The organism is Dellaglioa sp. CoH-56-MRSF-10 (assembly GCF_056782175.1).
The window spans coordinates 1-297 of the sequence record NZ_JBXAYF010000089.1 but is presented as its reverse complement, the minus strand read 5'-3'; the positions used below and the strand labels follow the sequence as shown (position 1 = coordinate 297).

At 56.2% G+C, this 297-nt stretch carries 1 protein-coding gene; it reads left to right on the top strand.

Annotated elements, in window-relative coordinates; genetic code table 11:
* Nucleotides 1–199 (top strand): hypothetical protein (locus AC1RP4_RS07925; RefSeq protein ID WP_481763263.1); only part of this gene is annotated, 199 nt, incomplete at its 5' end.
* Nucleotides 200–297: the final 98 nt, after the last annotated feature.

The window sequence follows — 297 nt, the reverse complement described above, 5'->3', positions numbered from 1 at the left end:
CTGCGCTGTTGACTTGGATAACTTCCTCTACACCGATCCGTATTCGGGTCGTGATAACCGCACCGACGATCCCGCTGAGCTGGAATACACGGTGCCGGACATGCTGCGGGAATTCGGGTACAATACGCCGGTCAATCGTGTGACTCGCGCCAAGTTCCGGGTGGTGGGCGACACGTCGGCATCGCTTTCGTGCTACTGATCATGAACATGCGACGGCGTAGGCTGCGGTATAAGCCAATGGTGCTGAACCGCTACGGGTATTCGTATGATTGGGAGTTGCCGATACGTCGAAAGTAC